The sequence below is a fragment of the Clostridium sp. DFI.5.61 genome, assembly GCF_024462915.1.
Classification (GTDB): Bacteria; Bacillota; Clostridia; order Oscillospirales; family Oscillospiraceae; genus Lawsonibacter; species Lawsonibacter asaccharolyticus.
Genome location: NZ_JANGBZ010000104.1, coordinates 1 through 4,588, shown reverse-complemented (window position 1 = coordinate 4,588; position 4,588 = coordinate 1). Strand labels below are relative to the sequence as shown.

Annotated in this window: 4 protein-coding genes; 2 read left to right on the top strand and 2 right to left on the bottom strand. The window is 64.8% G+C overall.

What is annotated here, in order from left to right:
* Window positions 1-86: 86 nt before the first annotated feature.
* Together NE584_RS19120 and ilvA are read right to left on the bottom strand one after the other, a co-directional pair.
* Window positions 87-632 (bottom strand): nitroreductase family protein, encoded by a 546-nt coding sequence (locus NE584_RS19120; RefSeq protein ID WP_108980577.1) that lies wholly within the window; start codon window positions 630-632, stop codon window positions 87-89.
* An 82-nt stretch (window positions 633-714) separates the two neighbouring features.
* Entirely contained in the window at window positions 715-1,935 is a 1,221-nt protein-coding gene (ilvA, locus tag NE584_RS19115) for a threonine ammonia-lyase (protein WP_050623503.1), read from the bottom strand.
* A gap of 203 nt (window positions 1,936-2,138) precedes the next feature.
* On the opposite strand from ilvA, the gene NE584_RS19110 reads away from it, so the two are divergent.
* Both NE584_RS19110 and NE584_RS19105 read left to right on the top strand, forming a co-directional pair.
* Complete coding sequence (locus NE584_RS19110; protein WP_256183522.1) at window positions 2,139-3,455, top strand: sensor histidine kinase; 1,317 nt, start codon at window positions 2,139-2,141, stop codon at window positions 3,453-3,455.
* Complete coding sequence (locus NE584_RS19105) at window positions 3,452-4,291, top strand: DNA-binding domain-containing protein (protein WP_108980580.1); 840 nt, start codon at window positions 3,452-3,454, stop codon at window positions 4,289-4,291. The genes NE584_RS19110 and NE584_RS19105 overlap by 4 nt, the downstream gene beginning before the upstream one ends.
* The last annotated feature ends 297 nt before the right edge of the window (window positions 4,292-4,588 follow it).

Sequence of the window (4,588 nt, the reverse complement as noted above, 5' to 3'; positions counted from 1 at the left end):
CCCCCCCCCCCCCCCCCCCCCCCCCCCCCCCCCCCCCCCCCCCCCCGGGGCAGTGGCTGTGCGCCGGCGGGGCGGGGCCCCCGGGCTCACCAGTGGTTGTAGCTGAGGATGTCGTCCAGCTCCTTGCGTACCTTGGGCCGGGGAGCGGTCTCCTTGGCGGGATAGCCCACGGTGACGATCAGGCGGACGGGCCGCTCCTCCGGGATGCCGAAGGACTGGTGCAGCTTGGCCTGGTTCATGGTGCCGATGAGGCAGGTGCCCAGCCCCATGGAAGTGGCCTCATAGCACAGGGCCATGGCAGCCATGCCGATGTCCATCTGGGCGAAGTGCTGGGCACCGTAGTGCTCCGCGACGCCGGGCTTGACGTGTGCCTCATCCTCACAGATCAGGATGAAGTTGGGCACCCGGTCTCCCCAGGGGCAGCCAGTGAGCCCGTCGTCGTCCAGCGCTTCAATGAGCTTGGCCCGGGCCTCTGGCTCGTCGATGATGATGAAGCGCCAGGGCTGGGCGTTGCAGCCGCTGGGGGCCAGCCGGGCTACGTCCACCAGGTGGGCCAGGGTCTCCCGGGGCACGGGGCGGTCGCTGTACACACGGCAGCTCTCCCGGGCCGCCTGCAAAGCCTCAAAATCCATTTCAAAGATCCCCTTTCTGTTTTGTTGGATACGGTCTGACGTGGGGGCTTCCCCAAAAAGAGCGCGAGTCAACAGGGCCGGATCAGTGATAGAAATCGGTGGTGTCCACCTCGTGGGCCTGGTAGCCGGCCTGGCTCAGCGCCTCCAGGATGCGGTCCTTGTGGTCGTGGCCGAAGGCCTCCAGGGTGACCTTCAGCTCCACGCCGCTCTGGCGGTTGATGTTCACGAACTGGTTGTGCTCCAGCTTGATGACGTTGCCGTTCTCCCGGGCCAGGATATCGGCGATGCTGAGCAGGGCACCGGGACGGTCGGGGAGGAGGACGGAGAAGGTGAAGATGCGGCCCCGCATGATCAGGCCGTGCTGGACCAGGGAGGCCATGGTGATCACGTCCATGTTGCCGCCGGAGAGGACGCAGACCACGTTCAGCCCCTGGCAGGACAGGTGGCGCAGAGCGGCCACGGACAGCAGGCCGGAGTTCTCCACCACCATCTTATGCTTTTCCATCACATCCAGGAAAGCCTCCACCAGCTCCGTATCTGGGATGGTGATGATCTGGTCCACATGGTCCCGGATGTAGGGGAACACCTTGTCTCCAGGGGTCTTGACGGCGGTGCCGTCAGCGATGGTGTTGGCGGTGGGCAGGGAGACCACATGGCCCGCCTCCAGGCTGGCCTTCATGCAGGCCGCCCCCTCCGGCTCCACGCCGATGACTTTTACGTTGGGGTTGAGCAGCTTGGCCAGGGTGGACACACCCGCCGCCAGCCCGCCGCCGCCGATGGGCACCAGGATGATGTCCACGTCGGGCAGGTCCTGGAAGATCTCATAGGCGATGGTGCCCTGGCCGGTGGCCACCTCCAGGTCGTTGAAGGGGTGGATATAGGTCAGCCCCTCCTCCTCCGCCAGCTTGGCGGCCAGCTCGGCGGACTCGTCAAAGACCTCACCGTGGAGGATGACCTTGGCCCCGTAGTCCTTGGTATTGTTCACCTTCACCAGGGGGGTGGTGGTGGGCATGACGATGGTGGCGGGCACGCCGGCGGCCTGGGCAGCGTAGGCCACGCCCTGGGCGTGGTTGCCGGCGGAGGCGGTGACCAGGCCCCGCTCCCGCTGTTCCTGGGTCAGGGTGCTGATCTTATAGTAAGCGCCCCGGATCTTGTAGGCGCCGGTGACCTGCATATTTTCGGGCTTGAGATAGACCCGGTTGCCGCAGCCCTTGGACAGGGCCGGGGAGTCGATGAGACTGGTCTCCCGGATCACGCCCTTTAAGACGCTCCGGGCGTTTTTGAACTGTTCCAGTGTGGGCATGGTCAAAACTTCCTTTCTGCGCTTGGACGACGTATTACATAAAGTGAATCATACCCAATTCCGGGAGGAAAGTCAATGGAGGGGGCGGGAGCGGGAGCGGATTTTTTTAGAAAAGGGTGGAATTTTGCGGGAAGGGGGAGGGGGACGCTTGCGCAGCTGCCGGGGGATGGAGTAAAATAGAGAAAAAACGGGGGGAGAGCGCCATGGGGGGACTGGGGAGAAAAGGCTGGAGGATCGGCCCGTGGCAGCGCAGGCTGCTGATCGGGCTGGCAGTGGCCCTGACCTCCCAGCTGTATCTGACAGTGTGGGCGGAGGGCTTCCGGGTCTCCACCGCCGCCATCCTCTACCCGGCCCTGCTGGTGACCATGATGCGGGAGAGCCACCGCCCGGACACTGGGCTGGTCACCGGACTGTGCGTGGTGATGATGCGGCTGGCACTGGACCTGGCGGCAGGGATGCCGCCGGGGGAGGCGCTGCGGATGGAGTATCCCGGCGGCGTGTTCTACCTCTGCTATGACTGTGTGCTCTGCCTGCTGATCCGGGACCGGCGCACCGCCTCTCTGGGGCGGATGGGAGCGGCCTTTCTGGTCAGTGACTTTATCTCCAATGTGATCAATCTGTACCTGTCCTCCGGAGTGCGGGGGCTGGAGACGGAGGCCCGGGCCCTGCTCCCCCTGATCGGACTGGCGGTGGCCCGATCCTTCACTGCGGCCATGATCCTGTGGGGGAGCCGGTACTACCACCGCCTGCTGCTGCGGCAGGGGCACGAGCGGCGCTACCAGCGCCTGTTCCTGATGACGGCGGAGCTGAAAAACGAGCTGTACTTTTTAAAAAAGAACTCCGACGACATTGAACAGGTGATGACCAACGCATACCGCCTCTATGAGCGGCTGGGGGAGAAGGAAGGGGAGAGCGGTGAGCTGAGTGCCCTGGCCCTGTCCATTGCCCGGGACGTCCACGAGGTGAAAAAGGACAACCTGCGCATCATCCGGGGCATCGAGGGGGAGGTGGAGGAGGTCTACGACCAGGAGCAGATGGAATTCCAGGATCTGATGCACATTCTGGAGAACTCCACCCGGCGGATGCTGGGGGAGAACCGGGCCAGCATCCGCCTGGAGTGCAGGCGCACCGCCAACTTCTCCACCCAGGAGCACTACCGCCTGCTGTCCATCCTGAAGAACCTGGTGACCAACGCCATCGAGGCCATTCAGGGAGCTGGCGGCCGTGGGATCGTGCTGGTGGAGGAGCGGGTGGAGGGTGACACTCTGTTTCTCACCGTGTCAGACGACGGCCCCGGCATCTCGGAGCGCTCCATGCACAATCTGTTCCAGGTGGGCTATTCCACCAAATTTGACCCGGAGACCGGCAACATCAACCGGGGCGTGGGCCTGCCCGCAGTCAAGTCGCTGACAGAGGAGCTGGGCGGCTCCGTCTCGGTGGAGAGCCAGCCGGGGCGGGGCGCGCGTTTTTCCGTGGAGCTGCCGCTCCACCGTGTGAAGGGGGAGAAGAGAGAGAAATGAGGATCTATATCGCGGAGGACGACCCCTCGGTGATCGGGGTGCTGGAGGATATCCTGGAGAGCAGCGCACTGGGCCGGGTGTGCGGCGCCAGCGAGGAGGGGGCCCCGGACCCGGAGCGGATCATGGCGCTGGACCCGGATCTGGTGCTGGTGGATCTGCTGATGCCCGGGCGGGACGGCATCCAGCTGGTGCGGGAGCTGAAGGAGCTGGGCAGCCGGGCCAAGTTCGTGATGATCTCCCAGGTGTCGGCCAAAGAGCTGATTGCAAAAGCGTATCAGGCCGGGGTGGAGTTCTTTATCCAGAAGCCCATCAACCTGATCGAGGTGCGCCAGGTGGTGGGCAACGTGATCCGGCAGATGGAGAACGAGAGGGCCCTCCACACCATCCAGAGCGTGTTTCAGAGCCGGGAGTCCCAGCCCGCCGCTCCGGCGGGGCGGCAGGAGGTGTGGCGCCGGCGCATCCAGTACATCCTGAGCCAGCTGGGCATGGCAGGGGAGAAGGGGGCCGGGGACATCATGGAGCTGTGCCTCTTCCTGCTGGAGCGAAAGCAGACGGCCTCTCAGATCGGAGTGGGCACCCTGTGCAGCCAGCTCAGTGACAGCCCCAAGACCATGGAGCAGCGGGTCCGGCGGGCGGTGGAGCGGGGGCTGGGCCATATCGCCAGCCTGGGGGTGGAGGACTATGGGAACGAGTTCTTCACCCAGTATGCCGCGGTGCTCTTCCCCTTTCCCGAGGTGCGGGCTGAGATGGCCCATCTGCGGGGAAAAGGGGGACGCGGCAAGGTGAACCTGAAAAAATTCCTGGACGGCATGCTGATCCTGACAGAGGAATACTGAAGCGCACAGCTGGCCGCCCTGGGACAACGTCCCGGGGCGGCCAGCTTGTCAAAAAAGCCCTCCTGCAAGGAGTTCCGTTGCCCGCAGGCGACGGAATCAAATTAAATCACGTCATTTCCGGGGGCGTGTACCTCGGAAATGACACCTCTTACACAAGATGGGCCCACTTTCCTGCAAGGGATCGGGACCCAGCTTGCGTGCTTGCTTTCTCGAAAAAGCGGCTCTGCCGCTTTTTCGACAGTCGGGGGGGGGGGGGGGGGGGGGGGGGGGGGGGGGGGGGGGGGGGGGGGGGGGGGG